We start from the raw sequence: 24092 nt of genomic DNA, 5'->3' as shown, positions 1-24092 counted from the left end.
GCCGACAGACCGGGACCAGCCCTAGGAAAGCGAACCCGGCCCGTCGGCCACCAACCACCGCCCACGAAAGGACGTGGCCGCCATGAACCCTACCCAAAACCAGCACCACATCCCCGGCGCGCTGGCCGACCTGAGCCCGGCCGACATCCTGCGCTGCGCCGCCCGCTACCTCGAACTCAGGGGCTGGACGCAAGGCGTCTACTACGCCCCGAGTCAGGACGACAACCCGTTCCCGCCGGCCTGCGTGGCTGGCGCGATCGCCGTAGCCGTCTACGGCCACCGCATCCCCGTTCCGCACGAGCACAAGAACCCCGCCGCCGCTCGCGGCTACTCCCGCACCCTCGACGCCCTGACCTGCCACCTGGACACCGCCGGCCCGGACCCGGCCCGGCCCTACCACGAGGGTGACCTCGACACCGACCCGTTCGAGTGGAACGACCGCCCCGGCCGCACCGCCGAGCAGGTCATCTCCACCCTGCGCGCTGCTGCCGACGACTACGACTGGTCGCACGCCACCGAGGACGACCTCGAAACCTACGCCGATGCCTGCGTGTGGGCGGAAAAGCGCCCCACCCGTGAGGGCTTCCTCGCCTGGCTCGGTGCCCGATGACGCCCCGACTGCGCGCCCTCATCACCGCCACCGCTATCAGCGCCGCCGCGACCGCCGGCTACCTCACCGCCCGTCACAGCCTGCGGGCTGAACTCGCCACCGTCCGGCACACGGCTACCCATGACCCGCTGACCGGCATCCACAACCGCGCCGGCCTCACCGCCGCCGCCGACACCCTCATCCGCACCGCCCACTCCACCTCCCGACCCGTCGCGGTGGTCCTGGTCGACCTCGTGGGCTTCAAGAAGGTCAACGACACCCACGGCCACGACGCCGGGGACCACATCCTCACCACCGTCGCCAACCGGCTTGCCGGCATCGCCGGCCCCGCCGGCATCGCCGCCCGCCTCGGCGGCGACGAATTCGCCGTCATCACCACCGGCCCCGCCACCCGGCGCGGCGACGCCGCAACCTGGCTGGCCGACTGGCTCACCCACATCCACACCCGGCTGACCACGCCGGTCAGCTACGACAGCCGCCCGCTGGCTGTCGGCGCGACTCTCGGCGCGGTCCTGGCCGATCCCGGCCACCCCGCCGCCGTGTGGCTGCACCGGGCCGACCTGGCCATGTACGCCGCCCGCGCCAACCGCCGGACGACCGCCGTCTTCACGGACACCACCGACACCCCCGCCGACCTGCGGGCGACCGATCGGCCCCGTGACCTGGCCCGTCCCACCAGTCTCCTCGCCGCCGCCCCAACCAGCTGGAGGGCCGCATGACCACCGCTATCGACATCACTGACGTGACACGTACGTGTCAAAACGCTGTCTCCACTGCCGCGCTCATCACCGCGCTTGAGTCCGCCTGGGCCGCCATCCGCGAGCGGCACCCCGAGGTCCCGGCCGCCGTCATCGTGGTCGGTTCCGGCTCCCCCACCAAGCCCAATCAGGGCATGAAGTGGGGCCACTTCGCCGCGCTGCGCTGGCAGGCCGGCGACACCCAACTCCCCGAAATCCTCATCTCCGGCGAGGGCCTGACCCGCGAACCGGAAGCCGTGTTCACCACCCTGCTGCACGAAGCCACCCACGCCCTGGCCGACGTCCGGGGCATCCAGGACACCTCCCGGCAGGGCCGCTGGCACAACAAGAAGTTCTCGACCCTGGCCGCCGAACTCGGCATGTCCACCACCAAGGACGACAAGCTCGGCTACTCGCCCTGCACCCTGACCGACCTCACCCGCGCCCGCTACAAGGCGGTCATCGCTGACCTGTCCGAGGCGCTGCGCTTCTACCGCCACCCCGAACCGACCGGGGAAGGCAAGTCCCGCACGAACAACAACAACGGCGTCTCGTGCGAGTGCGAGTGCCCCCGCAAGCTGCGCATCTCCAAGGCGGCCTTCGAAGAGGGGCCGATCGTCTGCGCCACCTGCGGCGCTGCCTTCCTGCCCGAGGACATCGACCGCGACACCTACGAACACCCCACCTTCGCCACCGGCCGTGCCGGTGACGGCCAGGCCACCGACGACCCGGAGGACGACGACCCGATGGTCTTCTACGACCCGACCGGCGAGCGCTTCGGCCTGCCGACCTACCCCTTCAAGTTCGCCCCCGACGGGCTGCTGACCCGTCGCCAGCTCCGCGACCGACAGCTGCGCCCCGGCGGCCAGGAACCCGCCGCGCAGATCCTCTGGCGTCGCGGTAAGCGCGTCGCCTACCTGTTCCGTCTCGACCTGGCGGTGCCCAAGCGGACCGCCACCCCGGCGCAACGCGCCGCCATCGACACGGCGCTCACCGCCCGGCGTACCTGCCCCGACTGCCGGCAGGTCAAGCCCTACTACATCCCCCGCCGCACCGGCACCTGCCTCGACTGCCACGGAGACGACCGATGACCCCGACCCTCGATGACTACGACCTGCGCCTGTGCGCCAACTGCGGCACTGAACTCGGCCCCTTCGAAAAGGGTCCCCGCTGCCACGACTGCGCCAACCTCCGCACCCGCCGGCCCCGGAGGCACCGATGACGACCTCTCGACCCTCGCGCGGCTGGGCCTACCTCGGCCTGGTCCTGGGCGGACTCGTCTCCGTCGCCGCGAACATCGCTCACTCATTCATCGCCCCCGACGGGGCACCGGAGAACTGGAGCCCGGAACCCGGCGCGGTCGTCTCCTCGATCGTCTGGCCGCTGTTCCTGTTCATCGCTATCGAGATCCTTGCTCGCACGCCCTGGCCGACGGGCTGGGGTTGGAACGTGCTGCGCTGGGTCGGGCTGCCGCCCGTCGCCCTGGTCGCCGCGTTCGTGTCCTACCGGCACCTGTCCGGACTGCTCGACCACTACAACGAGGAAACCCTCGTCGTCTGGTTCGGTCCCCTCGCCGTCGATGGCCTGATGCTCATGGCCACCGCCGCTCTACTCGCCACCGGAAAGCGCACCACCAACCGGCTGACTGCACCTGTCTCGGCACTGGTGCCGGCCACCACCGCTGAGGCGTCGTCACCTGACATCCCCGCCTCACCGCTGGTCCGCCCGGCCGCCGCGACCCCGGCCACCAACCCCGCACCCGACACCGACACCGCACCCACCCGCGAACCGATCACCCTGTCCACCTCTGGCGAGGACACCGCGACCGTGACGACGGTCGAGCCCACCCCGGACACCACCGACACCGACGCGACCCCGGCACCTGCGGCGCCCGCGCCAGCCATGACCGGCCCGCCGCCGGCACTGCTGTCCAACGCCCGGATCGTCGCTGCCGCTCACGAGAAGGCCCACGGTGAGCCCATCACCGCCGGCCAACTCGCCGTGCGGCTGCGCGTCCCCACCACCACGGCCGCCGACATCCTGACGGCCCTCACCACCAACCAACCGACCATCAACGACAAGACCCACAACGGCACTGCCGTGGGAGCCACCGCGTGACCTCCTCGACGCTGCCTCTCGCGCCCGAAACCACCACGGTTTCGGGCACGGGAGCCTCCGCCGAACCCACCGCCGGCTACTGGCCCTGGGCCACCCCCACCCGCACCCCACCACCCGGCGACGGCTGGGTACGCGGCCACGACCCCCGCACCGTCGCCTCCGGCCGCGCCCGCGCCCAGGACCCCGACTACCCCGAATGGCTGGGCCACGTCCGCGCGGCCTCGGCCTGCAAGCACCCCATCCGCCTCGCGGGACAGATCCACGTCACCGACGCCGACGGCAACCGCATGGCCACCATCGACACCGAGGACATGCCCGACGGTGCGATCTACACCCCGTGCGGCAACCGCCGCGCCGCCGTCTGCCCGTCCTGCGCCGAGGTCTACCGCCGCGACACCTACCACCTCATCAAAGCCGGCCTACAAGGCGACCGGTGGGGACTGCCGCCCCTGCACGAACACATCGCCATCTTCCTCACCGCCACCGCCCCCTCCTTCGGACCGGTCCACCACCGCGTAGTGAAGGTCCACGCCGCGGACTGCCGCCGCAAGGACGGCTGCACCTGCCGCGCCGCCGTCTGCCACCCCTTCGGCCGCACCTGCCCCCACGGCGTCGACCTGCGCTGCGGTACGCGGCACAAGGCCAGTGACGCCCACCTCGGGCAGCCTCTCTGCCTGGACTGCTACGACCACACCGGCCAGGTCGTCTGGAACCACGAAGCACCCGAACTGTGGCGGCGCACCATCCAGCAAGTCGACCGGGAGCTACGCCGCCTCGGCCGCGCCCACGGTGTCGAGCTGCGCCGCCGCTACATCAAGGTCTACGAATTCCAGGTACGCGGCGTCATCCACTACCACGCCCTCATCCGCCTCGACGGCTACAACCCCGACTGCCCGCAGGCCATCGTGCCCCCACCCCGGATCATCACCCGGGGCCTGTTCGAAGAGGCGGTCCGGGCCGCGTTCGTCAAGACGGCCTACACCTCGGCCCCGCACCCCGCCAACGGCGGGCAGGGCTGGCACATCGCGTGGGGTGACAAGGGCCTGGACCTCAAGCACGTCAACGCCCCCGGCCATGAGGTCAACCTCGCCCAGATCACCGGCTACATCGCCAAGTACGTCACCAAAAGCACCGAAGTGACCGGCCTCAACCTTCGCCGTGTCGACGACCTCTCCGTCCAGACCCACGGCGACCCGCGCACCCACCTCGGCCGGCTCATCCGCGCGTGCTGGGACCTGGGCGAGCACCCCGACTACGCCCGGCTTCGCCGCTGGGCGCACCAGTTCGGCTACGGCGGCCACATCGCCACCAAAAGCCGCGCCTTCTCCGTCACCCTCGGCTTCCTGCGCATGCAGCGCACCATCTGGCGCCGCACCGAAGGCCACCCCCACACCTGGGACGACGAACAAACCGAACGCGTCATCTACGAACTCGGCTACCACGCCACCGGCTGGATCACCACCGGCGACGCCCTGCTCGCCAACACCGCCGCCGCCCAAGCCCGCGCCCGACACCAAGCCGGCCTCGACGCCCTGGCCGACGAGCTGGCGGCCCACCGGACCGCCGCCCGACCCCTGGCCGCTTGACACGTACGTGTCAACGCCTGCGAACCCGTTCCTTGACAACTCCACAGCGACCGACCAGCACCCCGGCCCGGCCACCTGGAAGGAGCACGGCATGCCCACACGCCCCCGCCCCCTGGTCGCGGTCCGCCTCATCGGGCCGACCGCCTCCGTCACCGCCCACGCCGCCACCATCGCGGCCCAGCTCGCCGCCTACTACGGCCGCGAGCACGTCACCTGCCGCACCAGCACCCGCCCCGCCGGCTACAGCGGCGAAAGCCGCGCCTACATCACCATCACCCGAAAGGAGAGCTCATGACGATAACCACCAACGAACCACTCTGGACCATCGAGGAGGTATCCGCGTTCCTGCGCATTCCGGTAGACACCCTTTACCAGTGGCGGTCCCGGCGCACCGGGCCTCGGGCCTTCAAGGTCGGCCGTCACCTGCGTTATGACCCCAGCGAGGTGCGCTCCTGGCTCACCGGACAAGGGGGCGCTAATGGCCGTCGATGATCGGTGGTACCTGAAAAAGCGTGGACCGGATGGGAAGCGACTCAAGTCGGAGCGGTATGGGCGCGGTAAGCGCTGGCGGTGTCGGTACGAAGACGCGAACGGGGAACCTCGGGAACGTCTATTCGAACGGAAGGACGACGCCGAAGCGTTCGATGCCCGAGCGCGTGCCGGGCTCGCCGAGGAAACCAAGATTGATCAGAGCGAGCGACGCTCCACCTTCCGTGAGTACGCCGAGCGGTGGCGCGTCTCACGGCAGATCGGGCAGGCACTCGACTACCAGCGCCACACCGAGTCCCGGCTACGGCATCACCACTACCCGCACTTCGGTGATCGCCCGATTCGCGGAATCACCGTCACCGACGTACTCGAATGGATCGCCAAACTCCTGCAAGCCAACGTTGCGCAGTCGTCGGTCAAGACCTACTTCGACCTGCTGAACAACATCATGAACTCGGCCGTGGCCGACAAGGTGATACCCGACAACCCCTGCAAGTCGATCCGACTCTTCGCGATCCTGCGCGGCTTCTCCCGCGCACCCAAGTGGGTACCGACCGATGACGACGTGCTCGCCCTGGTCGACGTGGTGCCCCACGAATATCAGGCGGCCATCTGGGCCGGCGCGGGCGAGGGTCTGAGACTGGGGGAAGTCCTCGGCCTGGAGGACAGCACGCGGTGTGTCGACCCGGACCGTCAGGAAGTCCATGTGGTTCAGCAACTGCGGTTCCACAAGGCCAGCTACGGCGGTTTCTACCTCGCTCCGCCCAAGGCTGGCTCGGTCGGTGACGTGGACCTGGACGACCATGTGGCGGCGGTCTTCGCCGAGCACGTCCGCAAGCATCCGCCCGTCCTGGTCGAGCTGCCCGACATCACCGCCGGCACGCCCGACCCCGGCAAGGAGCCCCGCCGCCGCCTGGTCCCGCTGCTGTTCACCGACGACCTGGGCCGACCGATCCACGACCAGCGCTGGTCCGACATGTGGCGGACATGGCGCAAGGCTGCCGACTGGCCCGACGGTGGCACCTTCCACTCCCTGCGGCACTACTTCGCCACCCGCCTGATCACCTCGGGTGCCGATCCCACCGACGTGCAGAACGCGCTGCGGCACTCCAGCCTGCGGATCACGCTGGAGACCTACGTTCACTGGTGGCCCAAGAAAGACCGCCGCCGCAACATCATCAGTACTGCGCTCCAGGCCGCGAGCGCCAGACGCCGGACGTCGACCCCGAAATCACAGAGTCCGCGCTGATTTGGGCCGAATCTGGTCCTAGCGATCTTGCTGGCAGCGTTTCCGCTGCTCAGCGGTGTTACTGGTGGAGCTGAGGGGATTTGAACCCCTGACCCCCTCGATGCGAACGAGGTGCGCTACCGGTCTGCGCCACAGCCCCTCCGCCGGCGGACCGGCGAGGTCCCACCCGGCTGACACCGGGCGGGCCGGCGACAAGGCTAACAGGTCGCCGGCCTCCGCCGCGAATCGCCCCCGGCGCGCCGCTCCCTTGATCGACTCCGGATCGCCGATCTGGGGGCATCCTCGACGTCGGGACACCCCACAGGGCGCATATCGCGCCGACCCGGCCGTGCCGGGCACGAACCGGTCAGGCGGAGTGGGAGCCGCGGCCGGACTGGTAGGGGCGGCCCCGCAGGCCACCGGCCCGCCGGTAGGAGACCGAGCCGCCGCTGGCCGCCGCCGGCAGGTCGGCCGGGCGGTCCAGGCCCATAGCGGCACGGCGTACCACCTCGCGCTGGGCCGCCAGCCGGCGCTGCGCCTCGCGGCGGGCCGCCGCCCGGCGGGCCTGCTCCCGCCGCACCTCGGCCTGCCGGGCGGCCAGCCAGGCCGCCTCCCGGGCCCGCGCCCGCCGCCGCCGGCGGTCGGCCACCGCCCGGCTGCGCAGGTGTACGACGTACGCGACCAGCAGGGTGGCGGTCACCGAGAAGCTGATCCAGAAGCCGGGGCTGACCACGATCACGCCGATCAGCTCGACGAAGTTGAGCAGCAGCAGCGCCGCCAGCACCCGGCGGCGGCGGTAGACGGCCGGGGTGTGCGGCCGGCGCGGTGGGGGCCGGCGGCGGGACCGGTTGACCGCGGGCGGGACGGCGCGCAGCCGGTTCGACCGGCGCGGCGCCGGCGGCGCGGAGACCGGGGCGCTCAACCCACCCGTGGCGGCATTCTCACTGAGGGTGACGACCAGGGCACGGGACGGGTTGACCGGCCGCCGCCCCGGGACAGTACGACGCCGCCGGCGGCGCTGGAGCACCCGCGCCGTCGACTGCGCCCGCTCCGCCACCAGCCGCTCGGTGGCGTCGTACCGGCGGACCAGCGCCGGCGCGAGGGCGAGCAGGCCGGCGGCGGCGAGGACGGCGAGGAGCACCGACGTCGGCACCCTCACCCCTCCCGTCACCGAGTTCGGAGCAACCGCTGGCCGACCGCAGGATCTTCCGCCGATCGGTTTCGGGTGCGCGGATCGTACGGGCGGACAGCGCTTGCCACAGCTTGCAGTTACTTGAGGTTACGGTCCACCTGCCCGGATGCTGACGCGCCGCGCCGATCCCGTGCGTGGGACGGCTCACCCGGTGCCGGCGCGGATCCGGTGCCAGCGGGCCAGCAAGCCGCCCTCGGCGGCGACCTCCTCGCTGGTCATCGCGTATCCGATGTGGTCACGCCAGGCACCGTCGATGTGCATGTAGCGCACGTGGTACGCCTCCTCGCGGAAGCCCAGCTTCTCCACCACCCGCCGGGACGGCCGGTTCTCCGGCCGGATGTTCACCTCGACGCGGTGCAGCCCACCGGGGCCGAACGCATGGTCGACGGCGAGCGCCAGCGCGGTGGGGATGACCCCGCGACCGGCCACTCTGGAGTCCACCCAGTAGCCGACGTAGCCGGAGCAGAACGCCCGCCGGACGATGCTGCCCAGGTTGAGGTGGCCGACCAGCCGCTCCCGCCCGCCCTCACGCAGGCAGACGGCGAACGGCATCCCCTCGCCGGTACGCGCCGAGCGCCGCTGGTCCCGGTACACCCAGCGGAACGCGGCCGGCGAGTTCAGCTCGTCCCAGCTGCCGGGCAGCGACGACTCCCACGGCGACAGCCAGGCCTGGTTGGCGCGACGCACCTCCGACCAGGCGGCCGCGTCCGAGCGCCGGTACGGGCGCAGCAGCACGGGACCGTCCACCAGCACCACCGGCCAGCCGGGTGCCCGTCCGGGGTTGAAGAGACTCACCGGGCGGACCCTACGCCCGCGACCACGCGCCTCGGAAGGGCGTGCCGCAGGCTCACCGACGTCGATCCAGCAGCAGCACGTCCACGGTGGATCCGGCGGCCGCGGTGGTGACCCGCTCGCCGAGCACCATCAGCCCGTTCGCCTCCGCCAGCCCGGAGAGGGTGAACGGCCCGCCGCTGAGCGGCTGCACCGTGTAGCCGCCGCCCCGCCGTTCGGCGACGTGCGCCGGCCGGAACTCGCGCAGCCCGGCCGGGGAGGAGATGGTCTCCAGCAGGTGCGCCCGGACGCTGGGCCGGAACACCGGTTCCGCGCCGGCCAGCAGGTTGATCGCGGGGCGGGCCAGCACCTCGAAGCCGATCAGCGCCGCGCCCGGGTCGCCGGGCAGGCAGACCACCGGCACCTCCTCGGCGCCCACGGTGCCGAAGCCGAGCGCGGTGCCGGGATAGAGGGCGACCTCGGTGAAGGTGACCGGCCCGGCCCGGCCGCCATCCCGGCGGGAGAGGATCCGGCGGACCATGTCGCCCGGACCGGTGCCGGTGCCGCCGGTGGTGATGATCAGGTCGGCCCGCAGGGTCTGGTCCTCCAGCAGCCCGCGCAGCCCCTCCGGGTCGTCGTCACAGATGCCCACCCGGTACGCCAGCGCGCCCGCCTCGGCCGCGGCGGCGGTCAACGCGTGCGAGTTGGCGTCCACCACCTGGCCCGGCTGGCTGCCCCGGCCGACGTCGACCAGTTCGTCCCCGGTGGCCACGATGACCACCCGGGGGCTGGGCCGGACCACCACGTGCCCGATGCCGGTGGCGGCGAAGACCGCGACCAGGGCCGGCGAGACGTAGGTGCCGGCCCGGGCGAGCAGGGTGCCGGCGGGCAGTTCCTCGCCGGCCCGGCGCACCCCGTACCCCCGCTTGGGGACGCGGAAGATCTCGACGGCGGCCATGCCCTGGTCGGTCCACTCCACCGGGACCACCACGTCGGCCGCGATGGGCAGCGGCGCCCCGGCGGCGACCGAGAAGCACGAGCCCGGGGTGAGCCGGACCGGCCGCCAGCTGGCCGCGCCGAGGTCGCCGACCACGTTGAGCCGCACGTTCCGGCCGCCCGGCGACCCGACCTGGGCGGGTACGTAGCCGACGCCCCGCCCGCCACCGGCGATGTCCTCCCAGCGGGCCGCGTAACCGTCCACGGCCGCTTGGTCGAAGGCCGGGAAGGCGTGCGGCGCGACGACGTCCTCGGCGAGGACGTTGCCGTGCGCCTGGGTGAGGTCGAGGTCGAGCGGAGGCAGCGCGCGTAACCTGCGCAGCACACTGCCCAGGTAGTCGGCGAGCGGCGTCAACTCGTTGGCGGCCGCCTCGGCGTCGGCCGTCGCTGTCATGTACCAGATCCGCCCGCCGTGTCGGCGTTGACGAACTCGACCAGCCACTTGCGGAACTCGGCGCCGAGGTCCTCCCGCTCGGCGGCGATCTGCACCACCGTCTGCAGGTAGCCCAGCGGCATGCCGGTGTCGTAGCGGGTGCCCCGGTAGACGATCGCGTGCACCGGGACGCCCTCGTTGCGCAGGATCTCCATGGCGTCGGTCAGCTGGATCTCCCCACCGCTGCCCGGCTCGGTACGCCGGATCGCGTCGAAGATCCGGCCGGGGAGCACGTAGCGGCCGAGGACCGCGAGGTTGCTCGGCGCCTCCTCCGGCTTGGGCTTCTCCACCATGCCGGTGACCTTCACGACCTCGCCGATGTCGGTCAGCTCCGCCTCGGCGGGCTCGACCGAGGCGATCCCGTACCGCTTCGTCTCGGCCGGGTCGACCTCGAAGAAGGCCAGCACCACGCCGCCGGTGCGGGCCTGGAGCTCCAACATGGCCGGCAGCAGCGGCTGGTCGAGCTTGACGAACTCGTCGCCGAGCAGCACCGCGAAGGGCTGGTCGCCGACGTGCGACTCGGCGTACCCGACGGCGTGGCCGAGGCCGAGCTGCTCGGGCTGCCGGACGGTGTAGATGTCGGCCAGCTCGCTGGGGCGCTGCACCGCGGCCAGGATGTCGGGCTTCTTCTCCAGCCGGGCCTCCAGGTCGGGGCGGCGGTCGAAGTGGTCCACCATCGACGTCTTGCCCCGGCCGGTGATCAGCAGGACGTCGCTGATGCCGGCCTGGGTGGCCTCCTCGACGATGTACTGCAACACCGGCCGGTCGACCACCGGCAGCAGCTCCTTGGGCACCGCCTTGGTGGCCGGCAGGAACCGGGTGGCCAGACCGGCGGCCGGGATGACGGCCTTGACCGCGCGGGGACGACCGGTCGCGGCGGTCGCCGTGGAGGGCTTCGCTGAGTGCTCCGACATGTCGCGAGACTATCGGCCACGGGTCTGCCGTGGCGGGTGTGGCCCGGAAGACGCGCCGCCGGCCGGTCCGGCCCGGGCGGCATCCGGCGCGGCCCCGCACGGCTCGGGCTCGCCGGGCGCCGCCCCGCCGGCCGGCGGGGCCGGACCGGCGCCGGCCCGGGGGAACCCGTCCGCCGGGCTGACCGCCGCCGCCGGGACCGGGATCTCCCGCACCGGCGGGGTACGGCGCGCGCTGACCACCCGCCAGGTGTCCCGGCCGGCGTCCTTGGCGGTGTAGAGGGCGTCGTCGGCGGCGTCCAGCACCTGCTGCCCGGTGGTGCCGTGGTCGGGGTAGACGGCGATGCCGATCGACACGGTGACCACGAGCGTCACCGGGGTGCCGCCGTGCCCGTGCACGGCGATCGGCGTGTCCCGGATCGCCGCACCGAGCCGGTCCGCCACGATCGCCGCGCCGCGCGCGTCGGTCTCCGGCAGCAGCACCACGAACTCCTCGCCGCCCTGCCGGAAGGCGAGGTCCACCTCGCGGATCTCGCCGCGCACCCGGCGGGCGAACTCGGCCAGCACCGCGTCCCCGGCCGGATGCCCGTAGGTGTCGTTGACCTGCTTGAACCGGTCCAGGTCGAGGGCGAGGACGCTGAGCATCCGGCCGAACCGGTTGGCCCGCTCCACCTCCCGGCGCATCGACTCGCGCAGGTAGCGGTAGTTCCACAGCCCGGTGAGCGGGTCGGTGAGGGAGAGCCGTTGCGCCTCCTCGTGCACCCGCACGTTGTCCACCGCCACCGCCGCGTGCCCGGCGAAGGTACGCAGGGTGCGCAGGTCGTCGTCGTCGAACTCGTCCGCGCCGAGCCGGTCGTAGAGGGCGAGCACGCCGAGCGCGCCGGCCTCGGGCGCCGGGTCGACCCCCGGGCGCGGCGCCGGGTCACCGGGGCGGGCCGCGGCCGCGCTCTCCGCGCCGCGTCCGGGCGGGTCGGCCGGTGCGGCGCCGGGCGCGGCGAACGGCACCGCGACGTACGTCTGGCAGCGCGGCTCCCCCGCCGGGACCTCGGACGGCTCGATCCGGCCCCGCCGGGCCTCGCCGGTCGCCGCGACCGCGCCGACCACCCCGGCGCCCACCGGCACCCGCAACGGCGCCGAATCGGGCGGGTCGTCCGCCGGCAGGCGCCCGTCCAGCCCTTCCGTGCACTGCGCCACGAGCACCCCGCCGGAGTCCAGCAGCAGCACGGCGCCGGCCCGGGCACCGGTCGCCGCGATCGCGCTGTGCAGGATGACCCGCAGGATGCGTTGCAGGTCGTGGGTACTCGCCAGGGTGTCGCCGAGTACCGCCAGGTGCCCGCGCAGCTGGTCCCGGCTGCTGGTCAGCGCCGCCACGTAGCTGCCGGTCTCCCGGGTCATCCGGTTGAAGGCGCCGGCCAGCCGGCCGATCTCGTCGCGGCTGCGCACCGGGACCCGGGTGCCCAGGTCGCCACCGGCCACCCGGTCCACCGCGCCGGCCAGCTCCACCAGCGGCCGGGTGGTCACCCGGGCCAGCCGCCAGGCGACGGCCACCGCCAGCAGGGCGGCCAGCAGCACCGCGCCGACCAGCGCGCCCCGCAGGCCCGGTGGCTGGTCGCTGGGCACGGAGAGCACCAGCGGCAGCGGCTGCCCGGAGGTCGGGCCGACCCGCCGGACGTACCGGCCGTCGGCGGTCTCGGTGACCGCCTCGCCGTCGACCCTGCCGGCGGCGCCCAGCACGGCGTCGCGTACCCCGGTGGCCTCGGTGGTGTGCGCGACCCGGGCGGGCGCCGCAGCCCCGTCGAGCAGGGTGACCGCCACGCCGGTCACCGCCGCCAGCCGGGCCACGAAGGCCGGGTCCACCGGCTGCGCGGCGGCGACCGCGCCCAACCCGACGCCGGCCGGGTCGCGCAGGTCCACCCGCACGGCGAGGGCCGACACCGGACCGAACGCCGGGGCGTCGGCCGCGCAGTCCCGCCACGGGGCCGGCGGCGAGCCCGGCGTCGCGTAGGTGACCCGGCCGGCCTGGTCGGTGACCCGCACCGCGGCGGCGAGGCCCCGGCTGACCACCTGCCCGGCGGCGCCGGCGTGGTCGGGGGTGAGGGCGACCGCGTCGGCGGCGGCACGCAACTGCTGGCAGAGGGCGTCGACGGCGGTACGCACGGTCGCCGCCGCCACGGCGAGGCGCTCGGTGGAGCGACCGCGGTCGACGGACGCTACGGTCGAGGCGACGAAGAACGCTCCGAGCAGCACCGGGCCGAGCACCACCGCCAGGAAGGCTGCGGTCAACCGCCCACGTAGCGTCACTCGGTCCCCCCGGAAGTTCCGCCGATGCTGCGATGCTGACACAGAGCGACCAGGTGGAAGGCGTTGCGTCAGGAGTGTTGCGTGCCGGATTTTTCTGATGGAGCGCAAGCGGCCGATGTGGCACATGTGGCCAAGCGGGATGTCCGTGCCGCGCTGCTCGCCCGCCGCCGGGCGCTGACCGCTGCGCAGCGGGCCGCCGCCGCGGCGCGCGTCCAGGCCGAGCTGGTTGCCGTGGTACGCCGGCTGCGCCCGCGCCGGATGACCGCGTACGTGCCGGTCGGCAGCGAGCCGGGCGGGCCGGAGCTGCCCGAGGTGCTCGCCGCGGCGCTGCCGGCCGGGGGTGAGCTGCTGCTGCCGGTGCTGTGCGCGGACCTCGACCTGGACTGGGCGGCCTGGACCGGGCCGGACGGGCTGGTCGCGGCGGGCCGGGGGATGCGGGAGCCGGCCGGGCCGCGGCTGGGCCGCAGCGCGGTGGCCGGGGCGGAGCTGGTGGTGGTGCCCGCGCTGGCGGTGGACCGCCGGGGGCTGCGGCTGGGCCGCGGCGGCGGCTCGTACGACCGGGCGCTGGCCCGGGTGCCGGTGACGGCGCTCACCGTGGTGCCGCTGCACGACGGTGAGCTGGTCGAGGCGGTCCCCGCCGAGCCGCACGACCGCCCGGTACGCGCGGTGGTCACCCCCGCCGAGGGCCTGCGTACGCTGGACGGCGCGTCGGGCATCGCGCCAGGTGTCGCGCCCCACACTTCCGCTGGACGAATCCGGGGCGCATGACGCACCATTGGCACTCGAATACGTCGAGTGCCAACCGGCCGTGCCAGATTCCGGAGGAGAACGTGCCCACGTACCAGTACGCCTGCACCGCGTGCGGCCACCAGCTCGAGGCGGTGCAGTCCTTCTCTGACGAGCCGCTGACCGAGTGCCCGGCGTGTGAGGGGCGGCTGCGGAAGGTCTTCAACTCCGTCGGCATCGTCTTCAAGGGCTCGGGCTTCTACCGCACCGATTCCCGCTCGTCCGGCTCGGAGACGGCCGGCAGCGGCGCCAGCAAGCCGGCGAAGAGCGACACCTCCTCGGCCGGCAGCTCCGGTTCGTCGAACGGATCGAGCAGCTCGACGTCGAACGGCTCCTCGGGTTCGTCCAGCTCCGCCGGCTCGTCCACCGGCGGCTCGACCAGCAAGGCCCCGGCGGCGAGCAGCACCGCCTCCTGAGGCGACGCCGCCGGCACCGGCGGCGCCGACCTGGCGGCCACGGTGCCGTAGCAGAAACCGCTCCCGCGCGGGCGTTGTCCACAGGCCGCCGGGTTGTCCACAGGCCGCCGGCGGTGGACCCGTCGGCGGCGCCGTGCCGCCTAGCCTGCTGCCCACGGGTGCCGTGACGGTACCGGGTTCAGGCAGGGAGGCGGCCATGGCGAGCGGCGACGCGGTCTCGGCGAGAGCGCTACGTCCGCTGCGCCGTCCCTGGCTGCCCCGGCGCGCCACGCTGCTCCGGGCCGGCCTGTTCGCCGCGCTGCTCGGCCTGGCGGCGGCCGTCCTGCACACCCCGGCCGGCTGCCCGCCCGGCCCGGCCGGCTCCCGTCCACCGCCCAGCGGGTCGTCGTCCGGCTCACCGGACGGCGAGCCGACCGGCGGCGCCGGCCCGTCGGGCACCCGCCGTCCCGCCGGGCCGGGCCTCGCCAGCGGAGAGCCGGGCGGGTCGGGCGACCGGTCCGGCGCCCCTGGCAGCGGCGAGCAGGCCGGGGCGCTCGACGGCACGGACGGCGGTACCGATCCCGGAGGTGGCGAGCCGGTGGCCGGCCCGGGCGGGCGGCCGGCGCCCCTACCCCTGCCCAGCGGGGCGGTCGGCGTGCCGGTCCGGCTGGCCGAGCCGGCGGCCCTCGCGGTGGTGCGTCCGGGCGCACGGGTCGACCTGCTCGCGCTGCCGCCGGGTGCGGACGGCACGGGATCCCTGCTGGCCTCCCGGGCACTGGTGCTCGACGTGGTCGGTGTCGACGCCCTCGACGCCGGCGCGGCGCTCTACCTGGCGCTCCCGCCCGACCAGGCGCGGCGCGCCGTCAGCCAGCCGGAAGGCAGCCGCTTCGCCATCGTGGTACGCGAATGACCAGCGTCGGCGTCAGTCCCAGTGCGGCGGGCGTTCGGCGAGCAGCCAGTCGTCGTTGCCGCCGGCCCGCTCGCCCCAGCCCCGGTCGGTGTCGTCGGCGGTCTGCTCGGGCAGCACCACGAAGTCGTCGCTCAGGTCGACCGTGCGGTCGTCGTCGCCGCGTACCGGCGCCCCGGGGTCCTCGGTGCTCACGAGCGGCAAGACTAACGCAGCCGGGCGTCAGCCGGCCGGCACCGAACCGGCTGGACCGGCCGCGTCCGGCCGGCCGCAGGGCGGGTGCGTTGGTAGCGTCGGACGGCGTGACGACCCCCAGCTCCGGCAGCTCCCCGGACGACCAGTGGCGGCGACCCGACGCCGGCGCCGAGGGGTCGCCGACCCAGCCCCCCGCCGCGCCGACCGAGCCGACCCAGCCCTCCGCCGCGCCGACTCAGCACACCGTCGTGCCGACCGAGCCGGCCCGGACCCCACCACCGCCGGCGCCGGGCGGGTCCGCCTGGGCGCCGCCGGCACCGCCGACCGGGCAGCCCGCGCCGGCCACGCCGAGCGGACCAGCCCACCCCGCGCCGCCGGCGGCCGCCGGCCGGCCGGCGGGCGGGTACGCCGGTCCGCCGCCGACCGTGCCACCCCCGGCCGGTTGGCGACCGCCGGTACACCTGCAACCGCCACCGCCCCGGCCCCTGCCGCCGCAGGACATGGTCGGGCTCGACGCGGCGGAACAGCGGGCGCAGCGGGTCACCTGGGGGGTGGGCGTGGTGGCCGGGGTGGTGCTGGTGGTGCTGTGCTGCCTGCTCTGCTCGCGCGTCCTCTTCTGAGTCGGCCGGGAGCACCAGCAGGGGCGCCAGCCGCGGGTCAGAAGGTGTTGCCCCAGACGGCGTCGGCTCCGGAGTGCCCGGTCAGGTAGACGTAGACCAGGGACGCCACCCCGAGGGCGATCACCACCACCGACAGCGCCGGGACGGCCCAGTTCGGCAGCCGCGGCACCCGGGGGTGCCCGCTGGTCAGCGCGACCAGCAGGAGAGCGCCGACGCCGAGCGGCAGGGTGTACCGGAACAGCAGGTCACCGTAGCGGGAGTGCTCGTAGATCTTGTCCAGGATCTCGCCCTGGAAACCCCGCGCCACCTGGTGGTCGGTCAGCCGCTCCCCTGACTGGACGGCGACCCACGCGGTCAACGGCGCGATCACGGCGAGGGCCCCCACCGCCCAGTCCAGCCGGGACCGGAACCGGGGCAGCGCCACGTACGCGGCGGAGAGGAGCGCCAGCAGCGGCACGAACAACACGACCGCGTGCACCACCAGCACGTGTACTGGAAGACCCAGCACCTTCAGGAACATCGACAACCTCCGGGGCAGTTCGCGGTCGCGGGAGGCCAGCGTACGGTGCGCCGGTAGACCCGCCCAGGACTCTCACCGGGTCACACGCGCCCCCGGCCGGTCCGGTTCACCGGACTCGCAAGGATCTTCACCGAACGATCGGCAGCGCTCCCATCGAGCTGCCCCGAAAGATCAACGCCGGTCACCAGGCTGTGGTCGGGGCCACCTCGTCCCGGAGCTCGGTTGTCGACCTCCTGCGCCCGTGCTGTCATTGGCACATGTCCAGTGGCGAGGATCTGCTCCGGTCGAAGGGCCTACGGGTGACCCGGCCGCGCCTCGCCGTGCTCGAGGTGCTGGCCGCTGGCGGCCACCTCGAGGTGGACGAGATCACCCGACGGGTGCGTGAGCGCCTCGACTCGGTCTCCACCCAGGCCGTCTACGACGTCCTGGGTGCGCTGTCCCGGGCCGGCCTGTCCCGCCGGATCGAGCCGGCCGGCAGCCCCGCCCGGTACGAGGCCCGGGTCGGCGACAACCACCACCACGTGGTCTGCCGGGGCTGCGGCGAGATCGCCGACATCGACTGCGCGGTCGGCTCCGCACCCTGCCTCGACCCGAACATCGACAACGGCTTCGAGGTGGACGAGGCGGAAGTGACCTTCTGGGGCCTCTGCCCGGCCTGCCAGGCCCGCCGCTCCGCCGACGACTGACCAGGGCCGCGCACCCGCGACCGCCGGAACGGGCTCCGGCCGTGGCACGCTGGTTCGGTGAAGTCGGATGACGTCGGCCTGTTCGGTCCCGGCTCGGTCACCTGGAAGGTGCACGAGGAGCCGATCCTGCTCGTCGCCGGCCTGCGCTCGCTCTACCTGCAGGCGCTGCACCCGCGGGCGATGGCCGGGGTGGCGCAGAACAGCAACTACCGCACCGACGCCTGGGGGCGCCTGGTCCGCACCGCCACCTACGTGGCCACCACCATCTACGGCACCACCGCCGAGGCGGAGGCGGCCGGGCTGCGGCTGCGCCGGCTGCACGCCCGGATGCGGGCCACCGACCCGGCCACCGGGGAGGAGTTCCGGATCGACGAGCCCGACCTGCTGCGCTGGGTGCACGTCACCGAGATCGAGTCGTTCCTCGACACCGCGCGCCGGGCCGGGCTGCCGCTGACCGGCGACGAGGTGGACGGCTACTACACCGAGCAGCGGCGGGCCGCCGCCCTGGTCGGCCTGGATCCACAGACCGTGCCGGGCTCCGCCGCCGAGGTGGCGGAGTACTACCGGCGGATCCGCCCGGAGCTGCGGATGACCCGGGAGGCGGCGGAGACCGCGCTCTTCCTCACCGCGCCACCGCTGCCGTGGAAGCTCAGCCTGCCGGTCCGGGTCGGCCTCACCCTCGGCCCGCCCCGGTGGGCGTACTTCGGGATCGCCGGCACCGCGCTGGCACTGCTGCCGGCCTGGGCCCGGCGGATGTACGGCGGCCTCGGCCTGCCGACCACCGCGCTCTCGGCCGACCTGACGGTACGGGCCCTGCGCCTCGCCCTCGCCGCGCTGCCCCGCCGCTACCGGGAGGGGCCGATGCAGCAGGCGGCCAAGGAACGGGCCGCCCGGCTCACCGCCACCCCGCTGCCCGGCTGACCGTCCAGCCCGGTCAAACCCGTCCGGTGCCACCAAGCTGCCGCCGGCCGGGGGCTGCCCAGCACCGGGCGGGGTGCGGCTCGCCTCCCGCAGAGTCACCCCGTGCCGCCCGGGACGGTCATCGCGTGGAGACGATCACTCCTGACCGGGGAGCGCGTCGCTCGGCCGCTCGATGGCCGCCCACGGCTCCTTGCCGGGGGCCTGGGCGCCGGCCGGGCAGCTGCGCCGGTAGTCGCACCAGCCGCAGCGGGGGCCCGGAGTGGTGGGGAAGGCCTCGTCGGGGTCGCCGCCGTCGGCGACGGCCCGCTCGGCGGCCATGATGTCGCGCGCGGTCTCCTCGGCCCGGGACACCTGTCGGGCGAGCGACTCGACGGTGTGATCGTGCCCGGCCACCGTGCCGGTGGGCAGGTGGTGCAGCTCGACCCGGCGGCACGGCCGGCGGAACACCCGCTCGGCCGCGTACGCGTAGAGGGCCAGCGCCTGCGAACCGCGCGCGTCGTCGACGTCCAGGCCGGTGCGGCCGGTCTTGTAGTCGACGATGACCAGCTCGGGGCCCGCCGGCCCGGGGCGGGAGTCGATCCGGTCGGCCCGGCCGTTGAAGGCCAGCACCGCCGTCTTCACCGCGACCACCCGTTCCACGCCGAGCGGGTCGACCTCCGGGTCGAGGGTGGCCACGTAGGACTCCAGCCAGCTCAGCGCCCGCCGGTAGGCGGAGCGCTCCTGCTCGTCGTCGCGGTAGCCCTCGCGGACCCAGGTGCCCTTGAGCAACCCGGCCAGCGCCTCCGGTCGGCGTCGCTCGGGGGGCAGCGCGTACCAGTTGCGCAGGGCGGTGTGCACGCTGGCGCCGAGCGAGTTGTGCGCCCAGGGTGGGCCCTTGGGCGGGGCCGGACGGTCGACGTAGGAGTAGCGGTAGCGCCGGGGGCAGTCCGCGTACGTGCCGAGTTTGCTGGGGGTGCAGACGAAGAGCCGCTCCGGCATGCCCTCGAAACCGAGCTGCTCGGGCTGGGCGTCGCGCGGTCGGGGTGCCCGGCCCCCCGCGGCGGAGGGTCGACCGGCTGAAGATGCTCGTCGCACACCGGGGATCCTGCCACCCGAGTCCGACAGGACCGGTACGGCGGTCAGGCCGCGCCGGTGTACTGGGCCACGAAGGCGGCCACCGCGTCCGCGATGAGCTGCACAGCGATGGCGGCCAGCAGCAGGCCGGCGATCCGGGTGAGCACCTCGATCCCGCCCGGACGCAGGATCTTGACGATCCCGCCGGAGAACCGGAGCACGATCCACACCGCGAGCATCACCGCCACGATCCCGGCGGCCACGGCGGTGTAGTCCGCGGCGCCGTCGGACTGCTGCACGAAGAGCATGGTCGCCACGATCGCGCCCGGACCGGCCAGCAGCGGCGTGCCGAGCGGCACCAGGGCGATGTTCGAGGTGGTCTGCTGGCTCGGGTCGTCGGTCTTGCCGGTCAGCAGCTCCAGCGCGACCAGGATCAGCAGCAGGCCGCCGGCCGCCTGCAACGCGGGCAGGTCCACGTGCAGGTAGTCGAGGATGGTCTGCCCGGCCACCGCGAAGACGACGATCACGCCGAGCGCCAGCGCGACCGCCTGCCAGGCGGCCCGGTTGCGGTCGCGGGCCGGCAGCGGACCGGTCAGCGCGAGGAAGATGGGCATCATGCCCGGCGGGTCGACGATCACCAGCAGGGTCACGAAGACCTCGCCGAACAGCTTGACATCCACGCGATCAAGGTAGCCGTGGCGCCGGAGACGGAAACGCGGATCAGCCGGAAGCGACCTCGGTCACCCCGGACGCCTCGGCGACCAGCCGCTCGTACGCCTCGGGTTCGGTGTGGAAGGCACCGAGCCGCACCGTCTTGTGCGTGCCGTGGAAGTCCGACGACCCGGTCACCAGCAGGCCCAGCTCGGCGGCGAGCGCGCGGACGTGCGCCCGCTCGGCCGGCGAGTGGTCCTCGTGGTCGGCCTCCAGGCCGGCGAGACCGGCCGCGGCCAGTTCGGCGATCAGCTCGTCCGGCACGATCCGTCCCCGCCGGCTGGCCCGAGGATGGGCGAAGACCGGCACGCCGCCGGCCGCCCGGACCAGCCGGACCGCGTGGAAGACATCGATGTCCTCCTTGGGCAGCCGGTAGCGCTCCCCCAGCCAGTCCGGCCCGAACGCCTCGGTGGTGCTCGCCACCAGGCCGGCCCGGATCAGCGCCTGCGCGATGTGCGGGCGGCCCACCGTGCCGCCGGCCGCCGCAGCGAGGATCTCCGGCCAGCTGACGTCGACGCCGTCCGCCCGCAGCAGCGTCACGATGCGCTCGCCGCGCACCTCCCGGGCCAGCCGCACCCGGGCCAGCTCCGCGGCCAGCGCCGGGTGGTCCGGATCGAAGAGGTACGCCAGCAGGTGCAGCGGCACCGGCGAGTCCGGGCCGTACCAGCGGCAGGAGAGTTCGGCGCCGCGCACCAGGCGAAGCCCGGGCGGCAGCGCCCGCAGCGCCGGTTCCCACCCGGCGGTGGTGTCGTGGTCGGTGAGCGCCACGACGTCCAACCCGGCGTCGGCGGCCGCCCGCACCAGCTCGGCCGGGCCGAGGGTGCCGTCGCTGGCGGTGGAGTGGGTGTGCAGGTCGATCCGTGGGCGGGAACTCACCGCCCGACGCTACCCGGCCCGGGACGCCCCGGTCATCCGGTGACCACCACCAGGCGCTCACCGGACCGCAGCCCCGGCACCGGGGCGGGGGTGGCCCGCTCGCCGGCGAGCACCGAGTCCACCGCGGCCCGCACCAGGCCGCCCGCGGCGTCGCCGTAGACCACGGTCTGGTCCGCCGTCCAGGCGACCGCCCCGGCCAGCGGTGGCCCGGCCGGTAGCGCGGTCAGCGTCCCGGACCCGAGCGCCGCCAGGTCGACCAGGAGCGCGGCGTCCTTGCCGGCGGCGCCCCCGTTCAGCACCAGCCACCGGCCGTCGGCGGAGACCGCGCCGCGGCCGTCGGCGCCCAGGCTCGGCCCGCAGGCGGTACGCGTCGGCGTGAGCGCCGGATCGAGCAGGGCGAGGCAGGGCCGGCGCGGCGTGCCGGCGGACACCTGGGCGACCAGCCGGCCGTCGGGCAGGCGGCCGTAGACGTGCCTGCTGGTGTCGTCGGCTGCCATTACCGGCGCCTCGTCGCCCGGTCGCCACAGGAGGTGCCCGGGCCCGGTCGGGTCGAGGCGGGCCAGCACGCGGTCGCCCGCGAACCGCACCGGCTCCGCCCCGGCCGGTAGCGCCGTCCGCACGGTGGCGACGAGCTGGCCGCCGACGATGCCGGCCGCCACCAGGTCCGCGCCCTCCCGCCAGGCGACCTGGCGCCCGTCGTCGCTGAGCGTGATCTGCGCCGCGCCGGCGAGCAGCACCTGCGCGGCGCCGCGGGGCGGCACCAGCCAGAGCGACCGGCCGGCCACGGTGGGCGCGCCGACCACCAGCCAGCCGCCGCCGTCCGGTGCCCGCTGGGCCCGCTCGACCGGGCCGACGTCGAGCAACGGGACCCGGCTGCCGTCCGCGCCGGCGAGCGTGCCCCCGATGATCAGATCCACCTCGCCGCGGTCCGGGCCGACCGGTGCGGTCACGGCCGCCGTCGGTTCCGGCAGCGGTGAGGCGTACGGGTCACCGAGCACCACGGTCGGCGTCCTGGGTGGCCCCTGCTCCTCACCGAGCTGCGCCATCCCGGTGGTGAGCAGTGCGGTGGCCACCGTGGCCAAGGCCAGCCCGGCGGCGGTACGCCGACGGCGGATCCGGTCGGCCCGGCGGATGGCCAGCCCGGCCGGGTCGACGGCGAGCGCGTGGGGCACGGCGACCTGGCGGGACAGCGTCTCCCGCACCGCGTGTTCCAGGTCGTCCTGCCGCACGTGGAGTGGACGCGTCGGGCCGACCGTCTGGTTGCCACGGCGACCCGACCGGGTGGTCACCGGGCCTCCATGGCGACGGTGCCCGCCGGTACGCCGGAGCGGGCCGGCACGGTCACCGGGACGGCCTCGACGTCCGGCTCCGGTGTCGGGGTGGCCGCCGCCTCGGGGGGCGCCGCGGCCGGCACCGCCGCGGGGGCGGCCGGGGTCGGCGGGCGTTCGGAGCCCGGGGTGGCCGGTGCGGCGCCCGGCCGTGGGGTCGGTACGGCGGTGGCGCCCCGGCCGGTGGCGCGGCGGGGCGCGGGCGGTCGGGCCGGCGCCGGTTCGATCCCGGTGGGCAGGCCGAGCGCTCCCTCGGCGCCCAGCCGGCGGCGCAGGGTGTTCAGCGCGCGGGAGGTCTGGCTCTTCACCGTGCCGGGCGAGATCTCCAGCAGGGCGGCGGTCTGCGCCTCCGACAGGTCCTCGTAGAAGCGCAGCACCAGCACCGCGCGCTGCCGGGCGGGCAGGGCCTTCAGGTGCCGCCAGAGCAGGTCCCGGTCGAGCTGCTGCTCGATCTCGTCGACCCCGGTCCGCTCGGGCAGCACCTCGGTGGGGCGCTCACCGTGCCAGCGCCGCCGCCACCAACTGGTCGAGGTGTTGACCATGACCCGGCGGGCGTACGGCTCGATGGCCTCGATCCCGCCGAGCCGCTTCCAGGCCAGGTACGTCTTGGTCAGCGCGGTCTGGAGCAGGTCCTCGGCGGTGGCCCAGTCCCCGGTGAGCAGGTACGCGGTACGCAGCAGGGCGCCGGAACGGGCCGCGACGAAGTCGCGGAACTCCTCCTCCAGCGGGTCCCTGCTCGCCACGTCCACCTCCGCGCCCCGTCCTGCCTGGCAGGCTGCCATGTCCGGACGAGTCGGGTCGACGCCCAAAGGTGTGCAGTTCATCCGATGTTCGGACGAAAACGTTCACGCTCCGTCGTCGGCCTTGGCCTCGTCGGCCTCCTTGCCCAGCCGCGCCTCGACCGCCTGCGGCTCGTACATCTCTTCGACCACACGCAGGTAGAGCTCGTTCGGGTTGGGCAGGTTCTTGATCTCGCGGAGGGCCTGCTCCTGGCCGGCGGACTCCAGCACGAAGGTGCCGTAGTTGAGCGCCCGGCCGGCCGGGGTCTGCTCGTACTTCATGTCGGTGACCCGGACCAGCGGCATCATCGCCACCTGGCGGGTGATGATGCCGTTGACCACCATGACCCGCTTGTTGGTCAGGATGAAGCGGTCGTACCACCAGTCGGCGACCTTCCAGGCCACCCAGCCCATCACGGCGAACCAGAGCAGCACGGCGATGGTGGTGAGCGCGCCGACGTCCTGGCCGGCGAGGAAGCCGGAGAGGTAGCCGAGCACGAAGGTGGCCGCGACGCCGATCAGCAGCGGCGTGGTGAGGTGGACCCAGTGCCGCTTCCACTCGCCCCGGTAGCGCTCGGTGGGGAAGAGGTAGCGGGCGACCAGCGAACTCGGCTCGTCCTCCAGCGGCAGCACCCGCCGGGGTGTCATGCCGGCGGCGTCGGCGCGCAGCCCGGCCAGTTCCTCCTCGGAGATCGAGGGGTAGCCGGCCTCGGGGTCACGGACCCAGGCGCGGCCCGAGCGGCTCTCGCTGGCGTAGCCCGCCCCGGCGCCGTAGCCGGCGTCGTCGGAGAGGGAGGGGCCGTCGGAGAGGCCCGGGCCGGCACCGTAGCCCGGCCCGTCGTCGGGCCGGTACGGCGGGATCGGCTCCGTGTCGCGCTCCCGGCGCTCCCGGTCGTCGGGGTCGTCGGGGTTGAAGGGTGGACCGGAGGGGCTGCCCATCGGC

General features: G+C 74.3%; 27 protein-coding genes, 1 tRNA gene and 1 pseudogene. 14 read left to right on the top strand and 15 right to left on the bottom strand.

Going from position 1 to position 24092, the window contains the following annotated elements; genetic code table 11:
* The first annotated feature begins 82 nt into the window (after positions 1 to 82).
* The 8 genes from GA0070609_RS32275 to GA0070609_RS32235 all read left to right on the top strand — a co-directional run bounded on the left by GA0070609_RS32275 (position 83) and on the right by GA0070609_RS32235 (position 6789).
* Positions 83 to 610, top strand: coding sequence for a DUF6197 family protein (locus tag GA0070609_RS32275; protein WP_088998098.1), 528 nt, complete (start codon positions 83 to 85; stop codon positions 608 to 610).
* Complete coding sequence (locus GA0070609_RS32270) at positions 607 to 1329, top strand: GGDEF domain-containing protein (RefSeq protein WP_088997279.1); 723 nt, start codon at positions 607 to 609, stop codon at positions 1327 to 1329. The genes GA0070609_RS32275 and GA0070609_RS32270 overlap by 4 nt, the downstream gene beginning before the upstream one ends.
* Positions 1330 to 2093: 764 nt before the next feature.
* Positions 2094 to 2438 carry an RRQRL motif-containing zinc-binding protein gene (locus GA0070609_RS32260; protein ID WP_088998097.1) on the top strand — a complete coding sequence of 115 codons (345 nt, stop codon included), beginning with the start codon at positions 2094 to 2096 and terminating at the stop codon, positions 2436 to 2438.
* A gap of 127 nt (positions 2439 to 2565) precedes the next feature.
* Positions 2566 to 3465 carry a DUF2637 domain-containing protein gene (locus tag GA0070609_RS32255; RefSeq protein WP_088997278.1) on the top strand — a complete coding sequence of 300 codons (900 nt, stop codon included), beginning with the start codon at positions 2566 to 2568 and terminating at the stop codon, positions 3463 to 3465.
* Positions 3462 to 5051: a replication initiator gene (locus GA0070609_RS32250; RefSeq protein ID WP_088997277.1), complete on the top strand. Its 1590-nt coding sequence runs from the start codon at positions 3462 to 3464 to the stop codon at positions 5049 to 5051. The genes GA0070609_RS32255 and GA0070609_RS32250 overlap by 4 nt, the downstream gene beginning before the upstream one ends.
* 91 nt (positions 5052 to 5142) lie before the next feature.
* A complete protein-coding gene (locus GA0070609_RS32245) occupies positions 5143 to 5346 on the top strand; it encodes a hypothetical protein (protein WP_088997276.1) in 204 nt (67 codons plus the stop codon).
* A complete protein-coding gene (locus tag GA0070609_RS32240) occupies positions 5343 to 5543 on the top strand; it encodes a helix-turn-helix transcriptional regulator (RefSeq protein ID WP_088997275.1) in 201 nt (66 codons plus the stop codon). Before GA0070609_RS32245 ends, GA0070609_RS32240 begins: the two co-directional genes overlap by 4 nt.
* Complete coding sequence (locus GA0070609_RS32235; protein ID WP_088997274.1) at positions 5530 to 6789, top strand: tyrosine-type recombinase/integrase; 1260 nt, start codon at positions 5530 to 5532, stop codon at positions 6787 to 6789. The genes GA0070609_RS32240 and GA0070609_RS32235 overlap by 14 nt, the downstream gene beginning before the upstream one ends.
* Before the next feature lie 62 nt (positions 6790 to 6851).
* On the opposite strand, the gene GA0070609_RS32230 is transcribed toward GA0070609_RS32235, so the two are convergent.
* The 6 genes from GA0070609_RS32230 to GA0070609_RS32205 all read right to left on the bottom strand — a co-directional run bounded on the left by GA0070609_RS32230 (position 6852) and on the right by GA0070609_RS32205 (position 13372).
* Positions 6852 to 6928 (bottom strand) — tRNA-Ala (locus GA0070609_RS32230).
* A gap of 207 nt (positions 6929 to 7135) precedes the next feature.
* A complete protein-coding gene (gene sepX, locus GA0070609_RS32225) occupies positions 7136 to 7927 on the bottom strand; it encodes a divisome protein SepX/GlpR (protein ID WP_172899446.1) in 792 nt (263 codons plus the stop codon).
* A gap of 177 nt (positions 7928 to 8104) precedes the next feature.
* The gene (locus GA0070609_RS32220) at positions 8105 to 8713 is read right to left on the bottom strand and encodes a GNAT family N-acetyltransferase (RefSeq protein WP_172899570.1); all 609 of its coding nucleotides are present in this window, start codon (positions 8711 to 8713) and stop codon (positions 8105 to 8107) included.
* A gap of 94 nt (positions 8714 to 8807) precedes the next feature.
* The gene (locus GA0070609_RS32215; protein WP_088997271.1) at positions 8808 to 10121 is read right to left on the bottom strand and encodes a molybdopterin molybdotransferase MoeA; all 1314 of its coding nucleotides are present in this window, start codon (positions 10119 to 10121) and stop codon (positions 8808 to 8810) included.
* On the bottom strand, positions 10118 to 11074 hold the full coding sequence (locus GA0070609_RS32210) for a UTP--glucose-1-phosphate uridylyltransferase (protein ID WP_088997270.1): 957 nt from the start codon (positions 11072 to 11074) through the stop codon (positions 10118 to 10120). The genes GA0070609_RS32215 and GA0070609_RS32210 overlap by 4 nt, the downstream gene beginning before the upstream one ends.
* A 9-nt stretch (positions 11075 to 11083) precedes the next feature.
* Positions 11084 to 13372 carry a diguanylate cyclase gene (locus GA0070609_RS32205; RefSeq protein WP_172899445.1) on the bottom strand — a complete coding sequence of 763 codons (2289 nt, stop codon included), beginning with the start codon at positions 13370 to 13372 and terminating at the stop codon, positions 11084 to 11086.
* A 117-nt stretch (positions 13373 to 13489) separates the two neighbouring features.
* Here GA0070609_RS32205 and GA0070609_RS32200 point away from each other — a divergent pair, with 117 nt between their 5' ends.
* Positions 13490 to 14140: a 5-formyltetrahydrofolate cyclo-ligase gene (locus tag GA0070609_RS32200; RefSeq protein ID WP_408630620.1), complete on the top strand. Its 651-nt coding sequence runs from the start codon at positions 13490 to 13492 to the stop codon at positions 14138 to 14140.
* A pseudogene (locus tag GA0070609_RS34735) lies at positions 14137 to 14295 on the top strand (FmdB family zinc ribbon protein); the annotation flags it as partial. The gene GA0070609_RS32200 and the pseudogene GA0070609_RS34735, both read left to right, overlap by 4 nt.
* A gap of 62 nt (positions 14296 to 14357) precedes the next feature.
* On the opposite strand, the gene GA0070609_RS34730 reads toward GA0070609_RS34735, so the two are convergent.
* On the bottom strand, positions 14358 to 14615 hold the full coding sequence (locus GA0070609_RS34730; protein ID WP_231928476.1) for a hypothetical protein: 258 nt from the start codon (positions 14613 to 14615) through the stop codon (positions 14358 to 14360).
* A gap of 155 nt (positions 14616 to 14770) precedes the next feature.
* On the opposite strand from GA0070609_RS34730, the gene GA0070609_RS34725 reads away from it, so the two are divergent.
* Positions 14771 to 15463, top strand: a complete 693-nt coding sequence (locus GA0070609_RS34725; RefSeq protein ID WP_231928475.1) for a hypothetical protein — start codon at positions 14771 to 14773, stop codon at positions 15461 to 15463.
* 12 nt (positions 15464 to 15475) lie between these two features.
* Here GA0070609_RS34725 and GA0070609_RS32180 read toward each other — a convergent pair whose 3' ends face one another.
* A complete protein-coding gene (locus tag GA0070609_RS32180; protein ID WP_088997268.1) occupies positions 15476 to 15655 on the bottom strand; it encodes a hypothetical protein in 180 nt (59 codons plus the stop codon).
* Between the two features lie 107 nt (positions 15656 to 15762).
* Here GA0070609_RS32180 and GA0070609_RS32175 point away from each other — a divergent pair, with 107 nt between their 5' ends.
* Positions 15763 to 16275: a hypothetical protein gene (locus GA0070609_RS32175; RefSeq protein WP_231928474.1), complete on the top strand. Its 513-nt coding sequence runs from the start codon at positions 15763 to 15765 to the stop codon at positions 16273 to 16275.
* 37 nt (positions 16276 to 16312) lie between these two features.
* Here GA0070609_RS32175 and GA0070609_RS32170 read toward each other — a convergent pair whose 3' ends face one another.
* The gene (locus GA0070609_RS32170) at positions 16313 to 16795 is read right to left on the bottom strand and encodes a DUF2231 domain-containing protein (protein WP_088997266.1); all 483 of its coding nucleotides are present in this window, start codon (positions 16793 to 16795) and stop codon (positions 16313 to 16315) included.
* A gap of 257 nt (positions 16796 to 17052) precedes the next feature.
* Between GA0070609_RS32170 and GA0070609_RS32165 the strand changes: the two genes are divergently transcribed.
* On the top strand, positions 17053 to 17481 hold the full coding sequence (locus GA0070609_RS32165) for a Fur family transcriptional regulator (RefSeq protein WP_088997265.1): 429 nt from the start codon (positions 17053 to 17055) through the stop codon (positions 17479 to 17481).
* A gap of 57 nt (positions 17482 to 17538) precedes the next feature.
* The gene (locus GA0070609_RS32160; protein WP_088997264.1) at positions 17539 to 18402 is read left to right on the top strand and encodes an oxygenase MpaB family protein; all 864 of its coding nucleotides are present in this window, start codon (positions 17539 to 17541) and stop codon (positions 18400 to 18402) included.
* A gap of 135 nt (positions 18403 to 18537) precedes the next feature.
* Here GA0070609_RS32160 and GA0070609_RS32155 read toward each other — a convergent pair whose 3' ends face one another.
* The 6 genes from GA0070609_RS32155 to GA0070609_RS32130 form a co-directional block, all read right to left on the bottom strand.
* The gene (locus GA0070609_RS32155; RefSeq protein WP_408630619.1) at positions 18538 to 19380 is read right to left on the bottom strand and encodes a RecB family exonuclease; all 843 of its coding nucleotides are present in this window, start codon (positions 19378 to 19380) and stop codon (positions 18538 to 18540) included.
* A 140-nt stretch (positions 19381 to 19520) separates the two neighbouring features.
* A complete protein-coding gene (locus GA0070609_RS32150) occupies positions 19521 to 20135 on the bottom strand; it encodes a MarC family protein (protein ID WP_088997262.1) in 615 nt (204 codons plus the stop codon).
* A gap of 40 nt (positions 20136 to 20175) precedes the next feature.
* Positions 20176 to 21042, bottom strand: coding sequence for a PHP domain-containing protein (locus GA0070609_RS32145; RefSeq protein WP_088997261.1), 867 nt, complete (start codon positions 21040 to 21042; stop codon positions 20176 to 20178).
* Between the two features lie 32 nt (positions 21043 to 21074).
* A complete protein-coding gene (locus GA0070609_RS32140; protein WP_088997260.1) occupies positions 21075 to 22331 on the bottom strand; it encodes a hypothetical protein in 1257 nt (418 codons plus the stop codon).
* Positions 22328 to 23113 (bottom strand): SigE family RNA polymerase sigma factor, encoded by a 786-nt coding sequence (locus GA0070609_RS32135; protein WP_088998094.1) that lies wholly within the window; start codon positions 23111 to 23113, stop codon positions 22328 to 22330. The genes GA0070609_RS32140 and GA0070609_RS32135 overlap by 4 nt, the downstream gene beginning before the upstream one ends.
* 102 nt (positions 23114 to 23215) lie before the next feature.
* The gene (locus tag GA0070609_RS32130) at positions 23216 to 24088 is read right to left on the bottom strand and encodes a PH domain-containing protein (RefSeq protein WP_088997259.1); all 873 of its coding nucleotides are present in this window, start codon (positions 24086 to 24088) and stop codon (positions 23216 to 23218) included.
* Positions 24089 to 24092: the final 4 nt, after the last annotated feature.

The sequence above is a fragment of the Micromonospora echinaurantiaca genome, from assembly GCF_900090235.1.
In the GTDB taxonomy this organism is placed as follows: Bacteria; Actinomycetota; Actinomycetes; order Mycobacteriales; family Micromonosporaceae; genus Micromonospora; species Micromonospora echinaurantiaca.
This window is presented reverse-complemented; position numbering and strand designations above follow the sequence as displayed.

What these genes read in the sequence shown, in the direction of transcription:
- GA0070609_RS32275 (WP_088998098.1), top strand. Translation starts at nt 83, where the DNA reads ATGAACCCTACCCAAAACCAGCACCACATCCCCGGCGCGCTGGCCGAC.
- GA0070609_RS32270 (WP_088997279.1), top strand. Translation starts at nt 607, where the DNA reads ATGACGCCCCGACTGCGCGCCCTCATCACCGCCACCGCTATCAGCGCC.
- GA0070609_RS32260 (WP_088998097.1), top strand. Translation starts at nt 2,094, where the DNA reads ATGGTCTTCTACGACCCGACCGGCGAGCGCTTCGGCCTGCCGACCTAC.
- GA0070609_RS32255 (WP_088997278.1), top strand. Translation starts at nt 2,566, where the DNA reads ATGACGACCTCTCGACCCTCGCGCGGCTGGGCCTACCTCGGCCTGGTC.
- GA0070609_RS32245 (WP_088997276.1), top strand. Translation starts at nt 5,143, where the DNA reads ATGCCCACACGCCCCCGCCCCCTGGTCGCGGTCCGCCTCATCGGGCCG.
- GA0070609_RS32240 (WP_088997275.1), top strand. Translation starts at nt 5,343, where the DNA reads ATGACGATAACCACCAACGAACCACTCTGGACCATCGAGGAGGTATCC.
- GA0070609_RS32235 (WP_088997274.1), top strand. Translation starts at nt 5,530, where the DNA reads ATGGCCGTCGATGATCGGTGGTACCTGAAAAAGCGTGGACCGGATGGG.
- GA0070609_RS32215 (WP_088997271.1), bottom strand. Translation starts at nt 10,121, where the DNA reads ATGACAGCGACGGCCGACGCCGAGGCGGCCGCCAACGAGTTGACGCCG.
- GA0070609_RS32210 (WP_088997270.1), bottom strand. Translation starts at nt 11,074, where the DNA reads ATGTCGGAGCACTCAGCGAAGCCCTCCACGGCGACCGCCGCGACCGGT.
- GA0070609_RS34725 (WP_231928475.1), top strand. Translation starts at nt 14,771, where the DNA reads ATGGCGAGCGGCGACGCGGTCTCGGCGAGAGCGCTACGTCCGCTGCGC.
- GA0070609_RS32170 (WP_088997266.1), bottom strand. Translation starts at nt 16,795, where the DNA reads ATGTTCCTGAAGGTGCTGGGTCTTCCAGTACACGTGCTGGTGGTGCAC.
- GA0070609_RS32165 (WP_088997265.1), top strand. Translation starts at nt 17,053, where the DNA reads ATGTCCAGTGGCGAGGATCTGCTCCGGTCGAAGGGCCTACGGGTGACC.
- GA0070609_RS32155 (WP_408630619.1), bottom strand. Translation starts at nt 19,380, where the DNA reads ATGCCGGAGCGGCTCTTCGTCTGCACCCCCAGCAAACTCGGCACGTAC.
- GA0070609_RS32130 (WP_088997259.1), bottom strand. Translation starts at nt 24,088, where the DNA reads ATGGGCAGCCCCTCCGGTCCACCCTTCAACCCCGACGACCCCGACGAC.